14 protein-coding genes are annotated in these 15,752 nt (G+C 69.3%); 2 read left to right on the top strand and 12 right to left on the bottom strand.

The features are described 5' to 3' along the window. Positions 1–33: 33 nt before the first annotated feature. Both D3H34_RS13690 and gshB read left to right on the top strand, forming a co-directional pair. Positions 34–1,299: a benzoate/H(+) symporter BenE family transporter gene (locus tag D3H34_RS13690; RefSeq protein ID WP_119554056.1), complete on the top strand. Its 1,266-nt coding sequence runs from the start codon at positions 34–36 to the stop codon at positions 1,297–1,299. Next, the gene (gene gshB / locus D3H34_RS13685) at positions 1,299–2,258 is read left to right on the top strand and encodes a glutathione synthase (protein WP_119554055.1); all 960 of its coding nucleotides are present in this window, start codon (positions 1,299–1,301) and stop codon (positions 2,256–2,258) included. The genes D3H34_RS13690 and gshB overlap by 1 nt, the downstream gene beginning before the upstream one ends. On the opposite strand, the gene D3H34_RS13680 is transcribed toward gshB, so the two are convergent. The 12 genes from D3H34_RS13680 to D3H34_RS13625 form a co-directional block, all read right to left on the bottom strand. Continuing rightward, on the bottom strand, positions 2,259–4,469 hold the full coding sequence (locus tag D3H34_RS13680) for a TonB-dependent receptor (protein ID WP_119554054.1): 2,211 nt from the start codon (positions 4,467–4,469) through the stop codon (positions 2,259–2,261). A gap of 136 nt (positions 4,470–4,605) precedes the next feature. Continuing rightward, positions 4,606–5,373, bottom strand: a complete 768-nt coding sequence (locus D3H34_RS13675; RefSeq protein WP_119554053.1) for a class II glutamine amidotransferase — start codon at positions 5,371–5,373, stop codon at positions 4,606–4,608. Between the two features lie 20 nt (positions 5,374–5,393). After that, complete coding sequence (locus D3H34_RS13670; protein WP_205736723.1) at positions 5,394–6,023, bottom strand: CHAP domain-containing protein; 630 nt, start codon at positions 6,021–6,023, stop codon at positions 5,394–5,396. Positions 6,024–6,110: 87 nt separating this feature from the next. Continuing rightward, the gene (locus tag D3H34_RS13665) at positions 6,111–7,223 is read right to left on the bottom strand and encodes a class II histone deacetylase (protein ID WP_119554051.1); all 1,113 of its coding nucleotides are present in this window, start codon (positions 7,221–7,223) and stop codon (positions 6,111–6,113) included. Continuing rightward, positions 7,220–8,251, bottom strand: coding sequence for a branched-chain amino acid ABC transporter permease (locus tag D3H34_RS13660; RefSeq protein WP_119554094.1), 1,032 nt, complete (start codon positions 8,249–8,251; stop codon positions 7,220–7,222). The genes D3H34_RS13665 and D3H34_RS13660 overlap by 4 nt, the downstream gene beginning before the upstream one ends. Positions 8,252–8,270: 19 nt before the next feature. Next, positions 8,271–9,137: a branched-chain amino acid ABC transporter permease gene (locus tag D3H34_RS13655; protein WP_119554050.1), complete on the bottom strand. Its 867-nt coding sequence runs from the start codon at positions 9,135–9,137 to the stop codon at positions 8,271–8,273. Positions 9,138–9,149: 12 nt separating this feature from the next. Further along, a complete protein-coding gene (locus D3H34_RS13650) occupies positions 9,150–9,848 on the bottom strand; it encodes an ABC transporter ATP-binding protein (protein ID WP_119554049.1) in 699 nt (232 codons plus the stop codon). Next, complete coding sequence (locus D3H34_RS13645) at positions 9,835–10,590, bottom strand: ABC transporter ATP-binding protein (protein WP_119554048.1); 756 nt, start codon at positions 10,588–10,590, stop codon at positions 9,835–9,837. The genes D3H34_RS13650 and D3H34_RS13645 overlap by 14 nt, the downstream gene beginning before the upstream one ends. Further along, entirely contained in the window at positions 10,587–11,909 is a 1,323-nt protein-coding gene (locus D3H34_RS13640) for an ABC transporter substrate-binding protein (protein ID WP_119554047.1), read from the bottom strand. The genes D3H34_RS13645 and D3H34_RS13640 overlap by 4 nt, the downstream gene beginning before the upstream one ends. 107 nt (positions 11,910–12,016) lie before the next feature. Continuing rightward, the gene (locus D3H34_RS13635) at positions 12,017–13,000 is read right to left on the bottom strand and encodes a Bug family tripartite tricarboxylate transporter substrate binding protein (protein ID WP_119554046.1); all 984 of its coding nucleotides are present in this window, start codon (positions 12,998–13,000) and stop codon (positions 12,017–12,019) included. Positions 13,001–13,064: 64 nt separating this feature from the next. Further along, positions 13,065–14,531 (bottom strand): amidase, encoded by a 1,467-nt coding sequence (locus D3H34_RS13630; protein ID WP_119554044.1) that lies wholly within the window; start codon positions 14,529–14,531, stop codon positions 13,065–13,067. Positions 14,532–14,633: 102 nt separating this feature from the next. After that, positions 14,634–15,629: a helix-turn-helix domain-containing protein gene (locus D3H34_RS13625; RefSeq protein ID WP_119554043.1), complete on the bottom strand. Its 996-nt coding sequence runs from the start codon at positions 15,627–15,629 to the stop codon at positions 14,634–14,636. Positions 15,630–15,752: the final 123 nt, after the last annotated feature.

Genomic DNA, 15,752 nt, shown 5'->3' with positions numbered 1-15,752 from the left:
GCGCCGAATCGCATGCCCCGGCAAAATCGCGGCATGCGATTTTTCAAGGACCTGAGCCTTTCGGCCTTCACCGCCGGCTTCGTCGCCGTGCTCGTGGGCTTCACGAGCTCGGTGGCCATCGTGTTCCAGGCCGCACAGGCTTTCGGCGCCACACCGGAGATGGCGGCCTCGTGGATGTGGGCGCTGGGCATCGGCATGGGACTGGCCTCGGCGCTGCCCTCGCTGTGGTGGCGCAAGCCCGTCATGATTGCCTGGAGCACCCCCGGTGCGGCGGTGCTGGCCGTGGCTGGCGCGGGCTACGGCATGGGCGAGGCGGTGGGCGCTTTCATCGTCTGCGCGGTGTTGATCGTGATCGCAGGCGCCACCGGCTGGTTCGAGCGCGTGATGAACAGGATTCCGATGGCCATCGCCTCGGCGCTGCTGGCCGGCGTGCTCGCGCGCTTCGGCCTCTCGGCCTTCACGGCGGCGCAGACCGCGCTGCCGCTGGTGCTGCTGATGCTTGGCACCTACCTCGTGGGCAAGCGCCTGCTGCCGCGTTACGCGGTGCCGCTCACGCTGGTGGTGGCCATCGCCTTCGCGGCCGCGCGCGGCGAGCTGGCGTGGTCCTCGGTGCATTTCTCGCTCACCTGGCCGGTGTTCACGGCGCCGGTCTTCACCTGGCAGGCGATCGTGAGCCTGGCGCTGCCGCTGTTCGTCGTGACCATGGCATCGCAGAACCTGCCCGGCGTGGCGGCGATCCGCGCCAGTGGCTACAGCGATCTGCCGGTCAGCAAGCTCATCACCATCAGCGGCGTTGCCACGCTGGTGCTCGCGCCCTTCGGTGCGTTCGCGCTCAACCTGAGTGCCATCACCGCCGCCATGTGCATGGGCCGGGAGGCGCACGAAGACCCGGCGCGGCGCTACACGGCGGCCGTGAGTTGCGGTGCCATCTATGTGGTGATCGGCCTGTTCGGCGCGGCCGTCACGGGGCTGCTCACGGCCTTCCCCAAGGAGCTGGTCGCGGCCATCGCCGGGCTGGCGCTGCTGGGCACCATCGGCGGCGGGCTCGCAGCAGCGGTCAAGGACGAGGCGCACCGCGAGGCCGCGCTCATCACCTTCTTGGTCACGCTCTCGGGCGTGACGATTGCCGGGATCGGTTCCGCCTTCTGGGGCGTGGTGGCCGGTGCCGTGGCGCTGGCCGTGCAGCAGATCGGCCGTCGGCAAAAAGCCCCGGCCGACAAGGACATCGCCGCTTCCGGCAACATGCCGCCAGAAACTCCCTCCACAGCCGCCGTTCCCGGCGCCGGAAAGAACGCCTGATGAAAAACATCCTCTTCGTCGCCGACCCGCTCGATCACTTCAAGATCTACAAGGACACGACCTTCTCGATGATGCGCGAGGCCCAGCGCCGCGGGCATCGCATCGCCGCCTGCCTGCCGCAGGACATCCAGTGGACCTCGGGCGGCCGCGTCTCGGCCGTGGTGCAGCAGATCACGCTGACCGGCGATGCGAAGGACTGGTATCGCGTCGACATCCTCGAGTCGAAGGCGCTGGCCGACTTCGACGCCGTGCTGATGCGCAAGGACCCGCCCTTCGACGCCGAGTACATCTACTCGACGCACCTGCTGCAGCAGGCCGAGCGCGAGGGCGCGAAGGTGGTCAACTCGCCGCGCGCGCTGCGCGACCATCCCGAGAAGCTCGCGATCATGGAGTTTCCGCAGTTCGTCACGCCCACGCTGGTCACGCGCAGCGCGCAGGCCGTGCGCGACTTCCACGCGGAGCACGGCGACATCATCCTCAAGCCGCTCGACGGCATGGGTGGCATGGGCATCTTCCGCGTGAAGCAGGATGCGCTGAACCTCGGCTCCATCGTCGAGACGCTCAACAAGGACGGCGCCGAAACCATCATGGTGCAGCGCTTCGTGCCCGAGGTGACGCAGGGCGACAAGCGCATCCTGATCATCGCGGGCGAGCCCGCACCTTTCGTGCTGGCGCGCATTCCGCAGGGCACCGAGGTGCGCGGCAACCTCGCGGCCGGCGGCAAGGGCGTGGCCCAGCCGCTCACGGCGCGCAACCGCGAGATCGCCGAAGCCATCGGCAAGGTGCTGGCGCCGCGCGGCCTGCTGCTGATCGGCCTGGACGTGATCGGCGACTCGGTCACCGAGATCAACGTGACCAGCCCGACCTGCTTCCAGGAGATCACCGAACAGACCGGCTTCGATGTGCCGAAGATGTTCGTCGATGCGCTCGAGGCGCATCTGTCGAAGGCCGCAGCCTGATCAGAAGTCGACCGATGCCGACACCGTGACGGTGCGCGGCGCGCCGAGCACCAGGTAGCCGTTGTTCGGGTAGCCGCCCACCGAGGCCCAGTAGTTGCGGTTGGTGAGGTTGTCGATGCGCGCACGCACCGTCACCAGCTTGCCGGCCACCTCGGTGAGGTAGCGCGCGCCGATGTCGAAGCGCGTCCAGCCGGGCACGCGCAGCGTGTTGGCGGCGTCGGCGTAGCTCGGGCCGGTGGACACCGCGCGGGCGTCGAGCGACAGGCCACGCACGCCCGGCACGTCCCATTCCAGGCCGAGCGTGCCTTGCGTCTTCGCGATGCCGATGACGCGGCGGCCGTCGGTCGAGGCGTCGCCCGTGGCGCGTTGCTTGGCATCGAGGAAGGTGATGCCGCCCATCACGCGCAGGCCCTTGGTCGCTTCGCCGAAGGCGGTCAGCTCCAGGCCCTGGTGACGGTCCTTGCCCTCGGCCACGTAGTAGCCGGCGCTGTTGATGAGGGCGCGCGGCTTGTCGGTCGTGAAGAAGGCCAGGCCGCCGCCGATGCGGCCGCCGTCGTACTTGATGCCGATTTCCTTCTGCTTCGACACATAGGGCGAGAGCTGCGTGCCCGCGTTGCGCACGGCGCCGCTGGTCGACACCGTGGGTGCGGTGTCGCCCTTGCTCAGGCCTTCGATGTAGTTCGCGTACAGCGACACCTGCGGCTGCAGCTTGAACACGAAGCCGACCATCGGGCTGGTGCGGCTCTTCTCGTACGTGGTCGGCTTGCCGCTGTCGTAGGCGAAGTCGGTGCTCTCCAGCTTCTGGCGCCGCACGCCGAGCGTGAGCTGCGCGCGGTCGTCCATGAACGACAGCGTGTCGCCGATCGCCAGGCTGCTCAGGCGCGTCTGCGTGAGCAGCGCGGGGTTGTCCATGTCGTTGCCGCGGAACGCGCTCGCCGTGTAGGCGGGAATCGGGTAGCCGATGGGCGCGTAGAGGTTGCTCTTGAGGTTGTTGAAGAAGTCCCACTTGTAGGCGTTCTTCTCCTTGAGCTGGTAGTACGAGTACGAGGCCACCACCGTGTGGTTCACCGGGCCGGTCGTGAACTTGCCGCGCACGCCGGCTTCGGCGGTGCGCGTGTTGTCCTGGCGCTGGTTCTCGAAGCGCGACATGTTGCCCGCGCCGAGGTTGTTGGTCACCGTGAGGCCGGCCAGCGAATTGCCTTCGTGGCTCTTGCGCGCGCCGCCGGCGATCCAGGCGGTGACGTTGTCGGTGATGTCGTACTCGCCGCGCACCGAGCCGAAGGTGTCGCGCTCGTTCGAGTAGGTCCAGGGCTGCGCGTAGTTGAGCTGGTTGTCCGGCGCCGACGGCACGCGCGTCACGCCCGCGCCGAGCGTGACGTTCGGGCGCGTGCGCGAGAGCCGGTGTTCCTGGTGGCCGATGTCCGCCGAGATGCGCGCGTTGCGGCTGCGCCAGTCGAAGCCGACCGAGGCCACGTCGAGCTTGACCTGCTCCGCGTTCACGCCGGTGCCGCCGTCGCGGTGTGCTGCGTTCAGGCGGATGCCGACGCTCTGGTCGGGGCCGAAGCGGCGTGCGATGTCGGTCGACACATAGCTCTGCGAGCCGCTGGCCGTGCCCAGGCTGACCTGCGTGAGCGGCTCGTTCGGCGCGCGCTTGGGCAACAGGTTGATGTTGCCGCCGATGCCTCCGCCCGTGGGCGTCGCGCCGTTGAGGAAGGCGCTCGCGCCGCGCAGCACCTCGACGCGCTCGAACAGCTCCGACGAGATGTACTGGCGCGGCAGCAGGCCGTACAGGCCGTTGTAGGCGATGTCGTCCGAATTCACCACGAAGCCGCGGATGAAGTACGACTCCTGGAAGTTGCCGAAGCCGCGCGCCACGCGCACCGACGGGTCGTTCTGCAGCACGTCGGCCACGCTCCTGGCCTGCTGGTTCTGGATCAGTTCGTGCGTGTAGCTGGTGCTGGAGAAGGGCGAATCCATCATGTCCTGGTTGCCCAGGATGCCCACGCGACCACCGCGCGCCACCTGCCCGCCCGCGAAGGGCTTGGTCAGGCCTTCGGCGGAGGCGTCGGCACTGGCCTCGACGGTCACGGTGCTCAGCGTGCCGCTGGACGCCGGCTCGGCCGGCGGGGTCTGGGCCAGGGCCGTCAGAGCGTGAAGGGCCAGCAGCGAGGCGGCCACGGTCGGGCGAAGGAAGAAGCGAGGAGCGGGCATGAAAGATCGACCGTTTGCAAATGAGAACAGTTATTGTTCATTGTTTGCACTCACTCATCGATACTTTCTTGCGCTGTTGCAAAAAAGTGTCAGTCAAAAGGCTGAATCTTCAGCCCCTGCACGGCCCAGAACGGGTTCAGCGCGGCATCCGTTGCCCGTCCACGAACACATGCAGTTCGCCGGAGGCGAAGGGTGTCCAGGTCTCGTTGGTGGTGAGCGGCGCGGTCACCACCACGGCCACGCGGTCGGTGGGCGTGGTGTGCTGGGCGAAGTCGATCGCCAGGTCCTCGTCCGAGAGCTGCGCCGTCACGAACGGGTGGCGGCGTTCCACGTACCAGAGGTTGGTCGAGGCATGCGCCCACAGCGCCTGGCCGTTGGACAGCATGAAGTTGAAGGTGCCGTGGCCCGCGAGTTGCGGCGCCAGTTCGCGCAGCGTGAGCGTGAGCTCCTCCACGCTGGGCACGCCCGCGTGCGACTTGGCCAGCTCCTGCATGATCCAGCAGAAGGCGTGCTCGCTGTCGGTGTTGCCCACCGGGTGGAAGTTGCCGTGCAGGCGCGGGCGGAAGTCCTTCAGGTCGCCGTTGTGGGCGAACACCCAGTAGCGGCCCCACAGCTCGCGCACGAAGGGGTGGCAGTTCTGCAGGTTGATCTCGCCCTGCGTCGCCTTGCGGATGTGAGCGATGACGTTGCGGCTTTGAATGGGGTAGCGCCGGATCAGCTCCGCCACCGGCGACTCGCAGGCCGGCTGGTGGTCGACGAAGTGGCGCAGCCCGCGGTCTTCGAAGAACGCGATGCCCCAGCCGTCGGCATGGTGGTCGGTGCGGCCACCGCGCTGCGCGAACCCCGTGAAGCTGAAGGTCACGTCGGTCGGCGTGTTGCAGTTCATCCCTAGCAATTGGCACATGGCTGTGATTAGACCGCGATTCAGGATTTCGAGGAGGAGGAGGCGATGGCAGTGGCTGCGGCAGGCAGTCGCAGCCAGCCCAGCACGCGTTCGGTGCCCAGGTTCACGCGCCCTTCGGCCAGCGACAGCGGCAGGCGCTCGCGCGAGGTGCCGAAAGGCCCGGGGTTCTGCTGCACGATCTCGACCGCGTCGGCGTCCACCCGCGACACGATCGCCACGTGGCCGTAGGGATTGAAGAGCCACGGCGCGAACACGACGATGTCGCCCACGGCGGGCGCACTCGCGCCGCCATTGCGGTGCTGGACCAGGTTACGTGCCGTGTTCAGCGCGCCGTCCGCCACGGCCGCGTCGAAGAAGGCCTTGGCGTGCCCGCGCGCCTCGGGCATGCGGTGCTGGTGCCGCTCGTAGTAGTAGCGCTTGACGAACTCCACGCACTGCCAGCGCAGGCCGATGTTGTAGCCGTCGGGCGCGAGGCTGCGGCCGTCGACGTGGTTGATGGCGCCGTTGTAGTACACCGGCACGCCCTCGAACTGGTCGATCACCTCGCCGGGCGCGTGCGTCGGGTTGACGTTGAACCGGCTCGCGCCCCACAGGCCGAGCAGGGCGAGGAGAACGAGCGAGGCGAGGACGACGACGGCGCGGCGGGTCATGAAGCGGGGCATGGACTCTGAAGCAGGAGGCGCGGCCCCACACGGGCCGTCGCCGACGAGCTTAGTCCATGAAAGACGCGTCTCGGCTCAGAGCCCGTGCAACACCGCCATCTCGTCGATCAGTTCACGCTGGAACGCATCGAAGCGTGCCGAGGGCTGCTGCAGCCCGAAGAACTCGCTGAAAGGGTCTTCCACTTCGGTGCGGTGGCCCGACAGTTCTTCCACCACCGCCAGCCCGCAGAAGGGCACGCAGGCTTCCGAGTAGCCGCCTTCGTGCACCACCACCACGCGCCCGTCGCAGTGCTTCGCGGCCAGTGCGTTGACCTGCCGCATCATCTGGCGGAACGACTCGGGGTGCAGCTGCATGCGTGCCAGCGGATCGACGCCGTTGGCGTCCAGCCCGCTGGCCACCACGATCAGCTCGGGCTGGTAGCGGTCGATCACCGGCGTCACGATGCGCTCGAAGGCGTGCATGTACGCCACGTGCCCGCCACCGGGCTGCAGCGGGATGTTGACGTTGAAGCCCCGCCCCGCGCCCGTGCCGCGGTCTTCGGCGCCGCTGTAGCCGGGCGGGAAGCAGTGCTCCTGGTGCAGTGAGAGCGTGAGCACGTCGGCGCGGTCGTAGAAGATTTCCTGCGTGCCGTTGCCGTGGTGCACGTCCCAGTCGATCACCGCCACGCGGCCCAGGCCGTGGCGCGCCTTCATGGTCTCGATGGCCACCGCGATATTGTTGAACAGGCAGAAGCCCATGCTGTGCTCGCGCAGGCAGTGATGGCCCGGCGGGCGCGTGAGCGCGAAGGCGTTGCGGTGACGGCCCTGCAGCACGCTGTCCATCGCGGCGATGGCCAGGCCGGTCGAGAGCTTCGCGATCTCGTAGCTGCCCGGCCCGAAGGGCGCGACCTCGCCCAGGTCGCCGCCGCCGGCGTCGCTGGCGGCCTTGAACTTCTGCAGGTAGCTGGCGGGGTGCACGCGCTGCAGGTCTTCCTCGCTGGCCATCGGTGCGCTCAGCACATCGAGCTGCGCGCTCAGGCCCGACACGTCCATCAGCGACTTGATGCGGCGCTTGGAGTCGGGCGACTCGGCCATGCCGCTGCCCGCCATGGGCTGCACCCAGCCGCCCACCGGCAGGAACAGGGCATGCAGTCCGCCGGGCACATGCCAGAAGGTGCGTTCGTCGTGAAAGAAGGCGGTGGTCTTCATGCGGTGCGTCCTTGCGTGGAGGGAGGAAGGGGAGAAGGATGTGCGGTTTCGTCGCGTGGCGGCGGATGGCGCTGCACGCTCAGGCCGCGCCAGCCCCAGCGTTCGCGCGCCAGGCCCCACAGCCCGCGCGGTGCCAGCAGCATGACAGCGATCGCGATGCAGCCCATCGCGATCAGGTACCAGCCGCCCGACATCGCGAACCAGGTGTTGAACAGCTCGCGCAGCGCGAAGTAGATGACGGTGCCGATCAGCGGCCCCTCGATGGTGCCGATGCCGCCGATGATCACGATGAACATCGCCGTCACCACCCAGTTGATGTCGAAGGCCGAGTCGGGCGAGACGAACATCGTGCCCATGAAGTGCGCCGCGCCGGCCAGCCCGAAGCCGAAGCCCGACAGCACGAAGGCGATGAAGCGATTGCGCCACACGTTCACGCCGATGCTGGTGGCGGCCAGCTCGTTGTCGCGCACCGCCATCAGCCCCAGGCCGAAGGGCGAGCGCATCAGCAGGTACACGCCCGCCACTGCAGCCAGGCCGATGACGCCCGAGATCCAGAACGTGTTCTGCTGGAAGTGCTCGGCCTCCACCAGCCGCACCGCCTGCAGCGGCACGCCCGACTCGCCGCCGAACAGCGGGAACTTGGCGACCAGGAGCCGCACGATTTCGGCCAGCACCCACATGCCGATCGAGAAGTAGGCGTCGCGCAGGCGGAACATCAGCGGCGCCACCACGGCGGCCAGCAGCGCGCCGCCCAGGCCCGCCACCGGCACCATCCAGTAGGGCGAGATGCCCAGCCGGTCGGACGCCACGAACAGCAGGTAGGCGCCGATGCCGGCAAAGGCCTGGTGGCCCATCGACACCAGCCCGGTGTAGCCGGCCAGCAGGTTCCACATCTGGGCCATGGCCAGCGTGATCAGCACTTCGCTGAGCAGGCGCAGCAGGCCGCCGTCGGCCACGGTAGGCGCGAAGGCGATGGCAAGGGCCGCAGCGGCGAAGCCGAGCCAGGGGGCGAGGTGCGAAGGGCGCATCGAAGTCATCTCGGGGGCTTCAGGTCCGCGAACCCGCGATGCCGTTGGGGCGCACCATCAGGACCGCGAAGAACAGCAGGTGGGCGTACAGCGCGCCCGCGTTGGAATCGAGCCGCTGGCCCACGAGCTGCGCCACGCCCAGCGCGATGCCGCCCACCAGCGCCCAGCGGAACGAGCCCAGGCCGCCGATGATCACGACCTCGAACGCGCCCAGCAGCCGCTCCACGCCCGAGAACGGCGTGAACGAGGTGCGCAGCGCCAGCAGCAGGCCGGCCACCGAGGCGAAGGCCAGCGCCAGCCCCATCACCACCGCATACACATGGCGCGGGCGCACGCCCATCGTGCGCACGATCTCGCGGTGGTCCGATGTGGCGCGCACCACCAGGCCGAAGCGCGAGTGCTGCATCACCCATTGCAGCGCGCCGAAGGCCACCACCGCGAACACCAGCACCAGCACCGGGTACCAGCCGATGCGCAGCCCGCCGATCTCGAAGCCGGCCGTGGCCAGCGCGCCGCCGTCGAGCGCGCGCGGGTCGGCGCCGAACAGCTCGACCATCAGGTTGCGCAGCACCACCGCGATGCCGAAGGTGACCAGCACCGGCGTGAGCGGATCGTCGGTGGCCACCGCGCGGTTCAGCAGCAGCCGCTGCAGCAGGTAGCCCACGCCGAAGGCCGCCAGCGCCACCGGGGCGATGAAGAGCAGCGGCGACACGCCGGGAAACTGCGTCGCCAGGAAGACCGCGAAGTACGCCGCGAGCACCACGAACTCGCCGTGCGCGAGGTTGACCATGCGCATCACGCCGAAGACCAGCGCCAGCCCGAGGCCGAAGAGCGCATAGAGGCCGCCGAGCAGCACGCCGTTGATGAGGGTTTCGAGCCAGGCCATGGGGTGGTGTGTTCAGTGTCCGAAGTAGGCGTTGGCGATCTGCTGTGCGCTGAAGTCGCTCGCGTGGCCCGCCAGCGTGACGCGCCCCTTGAGCAGGCAGTACACGCGCTGCGCGATGCGGCAGGCGCGCGTCACGTCCTGCTCCACCACCAGCAGCGCCGTGCCTTGCGCGCGGATGTCGCCGAAGGCGCGGTAGATCTGTTCGATCACCACCGGCGCCAGGCCCAGCGAGATCTCGTCGCACAGCATCAGGCGCGGGTTGGCCATCAGCGCGCGGCCGATGCTCACCATCTGCTGCTGCCCGCCCGACAGCTGCGTGGCCGGCCGGTGGCGGAACTCGCGCAGGATCGGGAAGAGCGCATACACCGTGGCCAGCGTCCAGTGGCCCGTGCGGCCGCACAGCGCGCCCATGCGCAGGTTCTCTTCCACGGTGAGCGAAGGGAACAGCATCCGCCCCTCGGGCACCAGCGCGATGCCCTGGCGCGCGATGCGTTCGGCGGGTTCGGTCTCGATGGCGCGGCCATCGAAACGGATGACGCCGCGGCTGCGCGTGCCCAGCCCGGCGATGGCGCGGATCAGCGTCGACTTGCCCGCGCCGTTCGCGCCGATGAGCGCGGTGGCTTCGCCTTCCGCCACGTCGAGCGACAGGTCGAACAGCGCCTGCAGGTCGCCGTAGTGGCTGCACAGGTCGCGCACTTCAAGCAGCGGCATGGGCGTCCTCCTGCAATGCGTCTTCATCGCCCACGCCCATGTAGACCTCGCGCACCTCGCGGCTGGCCATGGCGGCGGCGGGTGCGTCTTCCAGCAGCTTGCGGCCGAAGTTCAGCACCATGATGCGGTCGGCCACGGCCATCAGCGCCTGCGCGATGTGCTCGATCCAGATCATCGCCACGTCCTGCTTCAGCTCGAGCACCAGCGCGACCAGCACCTGCACCTCGGCTTCGGTCAGGCCGCCGGCGATCTCGTCGAGCAGCAGCAGGTGCGGGCGTGCCGCCAGGCCCTTGGCCAGCTCCAGCCGCTTGCGGTCCAGCAGCGGCAGGCGGCCCGCCGGCACATCGGCGCGGTCGGCCAGGCCGGTGCGTTCCAGCACGGCCCAGGCCTGGCGCTCGGCCTGCGCACGCGGCAGCCGCGCGGCGAAGGTGGCGGCGGCCAGTGCGTTCTCGTAGGCGCTCAGGTGCGCGAAGGGCTGCGGGATCTGGAAGGCGCGCGCCACGCCCAGCCGCGCACGCGCATCGGCGCGCAGGCCGACCAGCTCGCGGCCTTCGAGCCGGATGCTGCCGGCGTCGGGCACGGCCACGCCGGTGATCAGGTTGAACAGCGAGCTCTTGCCCGCGCCGTTCGGCCCGACGACGCCCAGGCACTGGCCGCGCGCCAGCGAGAGCGACACCTGGTCGGCCACGACGATCTCGCCGTAGCGCTTGCACAGGCCATCGATGACGAGGCAGTCGGTCATGCGGCCTTCAGTTGCGACAGCAGCTTGAGCTCGTCTTCCACCGGAATCTGTTTCGCGGTGCTGTTGTGCGTGATGACCAGCTCGTACGGGAACTTGCTGCCCGCCTTGGTCTTGCGCCACTGGCCCGCCACCATCGGCGTGACGGCCACGCTCTTGATCGGGCTGCCCTTGAAGTCGATGCGCCCCACCACCGAGTCCAGTTGGAGGTTGGCCAGCGCGTCGCGCACGGCCTTCTTGTCCTTCGGGTTCGTCGCGTTCTTCAGCGCGGCGATGCCGACCTCGAACAGCGCATGCCCGTAGCCGATGGGTTGCGTCCACTGCTTGCCGGTGGTGGCTTCCCAGTCGGCGGCCAGGGCCTTGGCGCTCTGGTCCGTCAGCGACGACTTGAACGGGAAGTTGGGCGTCCACCAGACCTCGGTCGACATGCCGTTGCCCGCCGCGCCCAGCGATTCCACCGCGCTCGGGAACAGGAACGACGCGGCCATCGTCACCACCTCGGGCCGGTAGCCGGCCTGCTGCGCCTGCTTCCAGAAGGTGGCGAAGTGGTTCGCGTAGGCAAAGCCCGAGACGATGTTCGCGCGCGCCGCCTTGAAGCTGGAGACCTGGTTGCTGAAGTCGTCGGTCGCGATCTTGAAGAAGCCGCCGTTGGTCTCCTTGTAGCCGCGCTGCTTCGCGCCACCCGGGATGCCCGTGGCCGGATCGGCGAAGGCGTGGCCCGGGCCGTTGTCGATGTACAGCGTGCCCAGCGTGCGCTCCACCTTCAGCGGCTCCCACATGCCGAAGAAGTTCTTCAGCACGTCGTCGGCGCCCCAGAAGAAATGAAACGAGAACGGAAAGCCCTTCTGCGGCGTGGAGCCGCGCCCGAAGGTGATGGCCTGCCACGGGCCCATGGTCGACACCATCGGCACGCCGTTGACGTCGCACAGCTGGCCGGCGGCCAGGGCGGCGTCGCTGTCCTGCACCAGCAGCAGGTCGACCTTCTCGCGCAGCAGCAGCTCGCTGGACATGGTGGCGCCGCGGTTGGCGTCGGACTGGGTGTCGCGCACCACGATCTCGACCTTGTAGTTGGTGCCGGCGATGGTCAGGCCGTCCTTCAGCGTGGCGCGCACGCGCTCCAGGCTCCACGGGTCGGCCTCGCCGAAGTTGGCGCGCACGCCCGACAGCGTGGTGAGGTAGCCGATCTTGATGGTCCTGGACTGCGCATGCGCCAGCGCGGGCACGCCGGCCAGCGCGGCCGCGCCGCCGCCGATGACGAGTTGGCGGCGCGTGAGCGCGCCGCAGGCGGCATGAAACAGGTCGGTGGAGGTGGCGGCGGGCATGGAGGTTCTCCTTGGCGGATGAAGGATGGACAGGTCCGCATCCTCTCTCTGCGCGCCGCCGCGGCGTTATCGAAAACTGGCAAAACGCGGGCCCGTGCCCGCGGATGTCATTCGGGCCGCAGGTTGACCGACTTGGCGATGGCGCGGTAGCGCTCCGTATCGGCCTGGTAGCCGCGGCGCAGCTCGGCCAGCGACTGTTCGGGCGCCACCTTGCTGCCGCCGAGTTCGATGGCGCGGCGCAGCTCGGGCTTCTTCATCATCTCGTTGAAGGCCACGTGCAGCCGCTGCTGTGCCTCCTCGGGCACGCGCTGCGACACCTGCGCGCCCGCCCACAGGCTGTAGACGAAGTCGTCGAGCCCCTTGCTGGCGCGGATCAGCGGAATCGCGCCGAAGCGCTCGTGCGGCGTGGCGGCGGCAAGGCCCAGCGCCTTGACCTTGCCGGCGTCCAGCAGGTCGGGCACGTTGCCGGCCAGCGGCGCGAACACCAGGTCGATCTGGCCGCCGAGCAGGTCGTTGATGATCGGCGCGAAGCCCTTGTAGGGCACGTGCAGCATCTTCGTGCCGGTCTGCTGCATGAAGCGCTCGCCCAGCAGGTGGTACAGCGAGCCGGGGCCGATGCTGCCGTAGCTCAGTTCCTTGGTGCCGGGGCGGCGCAGCAGCGCGATCAGCTCGTCGACGCTGCCCGCGCCCAGGTCCTTGCGCGCCAGCAGCACCATCGAGGTGACGGCCATCACGCCGATGGGCCGGAAGTCCTCGGCCTTGTAGCGTGCGCTGCTGAGCGTGAGCGGCGTGAGCATCAGTTCCATCGGTGAACCCATCAGCAGCACCGAGCCGTCGGCCGGCCCGCTGGCTGCCTTCATCACGCCGAGCGAGCCGCTGGCGCCGGGCACGTTGTCGACGATGGCGGGCTGGCCCAGCAGGCGCGACAGCTCGGGCGCGGCCAGCCGCGCGTTGATGTCGGAGCCGCCGCCCGCGGGGTAGGGCACGATCAGGTTCAGGGTCTTGCCCCCCAGGCCCTGTGCCAGGGCGGGCAGGGCGATGGGGGACAGGCCGGCGGCCAGGCCGGCAGCAATCAGCGAACGTCTGCGCATGGGTTCTCTCCTCGGGTTGTGTGAGATGTGTCGGAGTACGGAAACAGGGGGCTTGCTGCGATCGCTACTGCTGAAGCAGCAACGGCGACTGCACGTTCGCGAAGGGCACGGCCTGGTGCCAGCCGTGCGCCATGCGCAGCACGTCGAGGTCGGCGCCGGGGCGGCCGATGAGCTGCAGGCCCATCGGCAAGCCGCGCGTGCCGTCGGCCTGCGAGAAGCCGGCCGGAATCGCCATCGCGGGCAGGCCGGCGAGCGACGGGCCGATGGTGACTTCCATCCAGCGGTGGTAGGTGTCCATGGCGCGGCCGCCGACTTCGCGCGGCCAGTGCACGTCGGCCGGCAGCGGAAACACCTGCGCGGCCGGCAGCACCAGGAAGTCGAAGCGTTCGAAGAGCTGCAGCAGTGCGGCATGCCACTGCGTGCGCGTGACGGCAGCCTCGTGCAGCGCGGCGGCGCTCAGGCGCTCGCCCTGTTCGATCTCCCAGCAGGCTTCGGGCTTGAGCTGGGCGCGCGTGGCCGGGTCGGCATGCAGCCCGCGCAACGCACCGGCGACGATGAAGCCGCGCAGGCGCAGCCAGGCGGTCCACAGTGCATGGAAGTCGAAGGCGGGCACGGCAGGCGCGACGCTGCAGCCCAGCGTGTCGAAATGCCGCAGCGCCGATTCGCACAGCGCCATCACGCCCGGGTCCATCGGCAGATGGCCGCCGAGATCGCCGAGCCAGGCGATGCGCTTGCCGCGCAGTTCCGCATCGAGCGGTTGCGCGAAGGCCTCGCCGTCGCCGGCCAGGCTCAGCGGCGAACGCGCGTCGTAGCCGGCCTGCACCGACAGCAGCCAGGCCACGTCCTCGGGCGTGCGACCCATCGGTCCTTCGCAGCCCAGCTGCTGGAAAAACAGCTCCGGCCCCGGCCCGGTGGGCACGCGGCCCAGCGAGGGGCGCAGGCCGTAGACATGGTTCCACGCCGCCGGGTTGCGCAGCGAACCCATCATGTCGCTGCCGTCGGCCACCGGCAGCATGTGCAGCGCGAGCGCCACCGCGGCGCCGCCGCTGCTGCCGCCGGCGGCGTGGTCGGGGTTCCAGGCGTTGCGCGTGGTGCCGAACACCGTGTTGTAGGTGTGCGAGCCCAGGCCGAACTCCGGCGTGTTGCTGCGCCCCACGAAGATCGCACCGGCGCGGCGCAGCCGCTCGACCATGATCGCGTCGTGCGGCGTGACCTGCTTGGCGAACACCGGGCTGCCCATGGTGGTCGGCAGGCCGGCGGTGGCCACGAAATCCTTCGGTGCCATGGGGAAGCCGTGCAGCCGGCCCACCGCGTCGCCGCGCGCCAGCTGCGCATCGCAGGCATCGGCCTGGCGCAGCATCTCCTCGGGCGGCTGCAGCGACACCAGCGCGTTGACCTGCGGGTTGAGGCGGTCGATGCGAGCGAGGCAGGTCTGCATCAGTTCGCGGCACGAGAGCTCGCGGCGTTGCAGGGCGGCGGCGAGCGAACGGGCGCCCGGCAAGGGCGAGAAGGGCAGCGGTGGGGCGGACATATGGCGGTCAACGATAGCGACCGCCTCCGCGAGCAGGTATCAAAAAACGGCAAAACTGGCACGCCAAAAACCGAGGGATTCCCCTCGGCCGCGTGCACCGGATCAGTGCCGCGTGAGTGCCGCGCCGCGCAGCGTCTGCGAGGGCAGCTCGCCGAACTGGCGCCGGTAGTCGGTGGCGAACTGGCTCAGGTGCCAGAAGCCCCAGTGGGCGGCGATGTCCTGCACCGAGTGCGACTCGGGCTGCTTGAGTGCGCGGCGCACGCCATTGAGGCGCAGCGCACGCAGATAGCGCGCCGGGCTTAGCCCCAGCGTTTCCTGGAAGCAGTAGTTGAGCTTGCGCTGGCTGGCGCCGATGCGGCTGCACACCTGCAGCATCGACAGCGGCTCGTCGGGCCGCGACATCATCAGCTCGCAGGCGCGGCGCACCACGCGGCGGTGCGCCTCGGTGGAACGCAGCTCGCGCAGGTCGACGTCCTCGGGCAACGCATGGAGCCAGGCCAGCAGCACGTCGTCGCGCAGCTGCATCGTGGCGACGGGGTCGTCGAGCAGCGCTGGCATGGCGTCCAACGCAGCGAAGGCGCCGCGCAAGGTGCCGCGCAGCGACTGCATGGTGGTGTCGTCGAAGTGCAGCACCACGCGCCTCTCGAGCCAGGCCGGCGGCTCGCGGTCGTTCAGGCGTTCGGTGAGCGACTGCAGCAGCGCGTTGTCGACCACGATGCCCGTCAGCTCGAAGCCGGGCGGGCTGCACAGGTCGAGTTCATCGCAGCGCCCGACCATCACCGATTCGGTGTCCAGCCGCTGGCCCGAGAAGCGCGCTTCGCCATCTTGCCGGCAGGTGAGCGCGAAGCCGCAGCAGTCGGGATTCATCTCGCCATGCTGGCGCAGCGCGCGGTTGGTGGTCTCGCGCACCAGCCGCAGGCCGGGCAGTTGCACGTGGTCGAGAAAGCCGGCGAAGCTGCCGCCCGAGAGCATGTCGCACGCCAGGTGCCAGCCGTTCTGGCCGCTGGCGTAGGCGTCGATGTCGTGCGTGGACAGGGTCCAGCGCGTCGCAGCGGCGGGGGCGGAAACGGGAAGAGCGGAGGCGGTCTGGCAGTTCATGGCGGTCCGGCGAGGCGGCGGCAAGGGCGTGAAGACCCGTGCCGGAAGCAATCTCCAGATCAGATTGTTTCGTTGACAACGATCTTAAAGTGACAGGGCAAACCCCTAAGCCACCTGATCGCG

This window comes from Acidovorax cavernicola (assembly GCF_003581445.1).
This window is presented reverse-complemented; position numbering and strand designations above follow the sequence as displayed.

Coding starts and splice junctions, on each gene's coding strand:
- D3H34_RS13690 (WP_119554056.1), top strand. CDS start 34: ATGCGATTTTTCAAGGACCTGAGCCTTTCGGCCTTCACCGCCGGCTTC.
- gshB (WP_119554055.1), top strand. CDS start 1,299: ATGAAAAACATCCTCTTCGTCGCCGACCCGCTCGATCACTTCAAGATC.
- D3H34_RS13680 (WP_119554054.1), bottom strand. CDS start 4,469: ATGCCCGCTCCTCGCTTCTTCCTTCGCCCGACCGTGGCCGCCTCGCTG.
- D3H34_RS13675 (WP_119554053.1), bottom strand. CDS start 5,373: ATGTGCCAATTGCTAGGGATGAACTGCAACACGCCGACCGACGTGACC.
- D3H34_RS13670 (WP_205736723.1), bottom strand. CDS start 6,023: ATGACCCGCCGCGCCGTCGTCGTCCTCGCCTCGCTCGTTCTCCTCGCC.
- D3H34_RS13665 (WP_119554051.1), bottom strand. CDS start 7,223: ATGAAGACCACCGCCTTCTTTCACGACGAACGCACCTTCTGGCATGTG.
- D3H34_RS13660 (WP_119554094.1), bottom strand. CDS start 8,251: ATGCGCCCTTCGCACCTCGCCCCCTGGCTCGGCTTCGCCGCTGCGGCC.
- D3H34_RS13655 (WP_119554050.1), bottom strand. CDS start 9,137: ATGGCCTGGCTCGAAACCCTCATCAACGGCGTGCTGCTCGGCGGCCTC.
- D3H34_RS13650 (WP_119554049.1), bottom strand. CDS start 9,848: ATGCCGCTGCTTGAAGTGCGCGACCTGTGCAGCCACTACGGCGACCTG.
- D3H34_RS13645 (WP_119554048.1), bottom strand. CDS start 10,590: ATGACCGACTGCCTCGTCATCGATGGCCTGTGCAAGCGCTACGGCGAG.
- D3H34_RS13640 (WP_119554047.1), bottom strand. CDS start 11,909: ATGCCCGCCGCCACCTCCACCGACCTGTTTCATGCCGCCTGCGGCGCG.
- D3H34_RS13635 (WP_119554046.1), bottom strand. CDS start 13,000: ATGCGCAGACGTTCGCTGATTGCTGCCGGCCTGGCCGCCGGCCTGTCC.
- D3H34_RS13630 (WP_119554044.1), bottom strand. CDS start 14,531: ATGTCCGCCCCACCGCTGCCCTTCTCGCCCTTGCCGGGCGCCCGTTCG.
- D3H34_RS13625 (WP_119554043.1), bottom strand. CDS start 15,629: ATGAACTGCCAGACCGCCTCCGCTCTTCCCGTTTCCGCCCCCGCCGCT.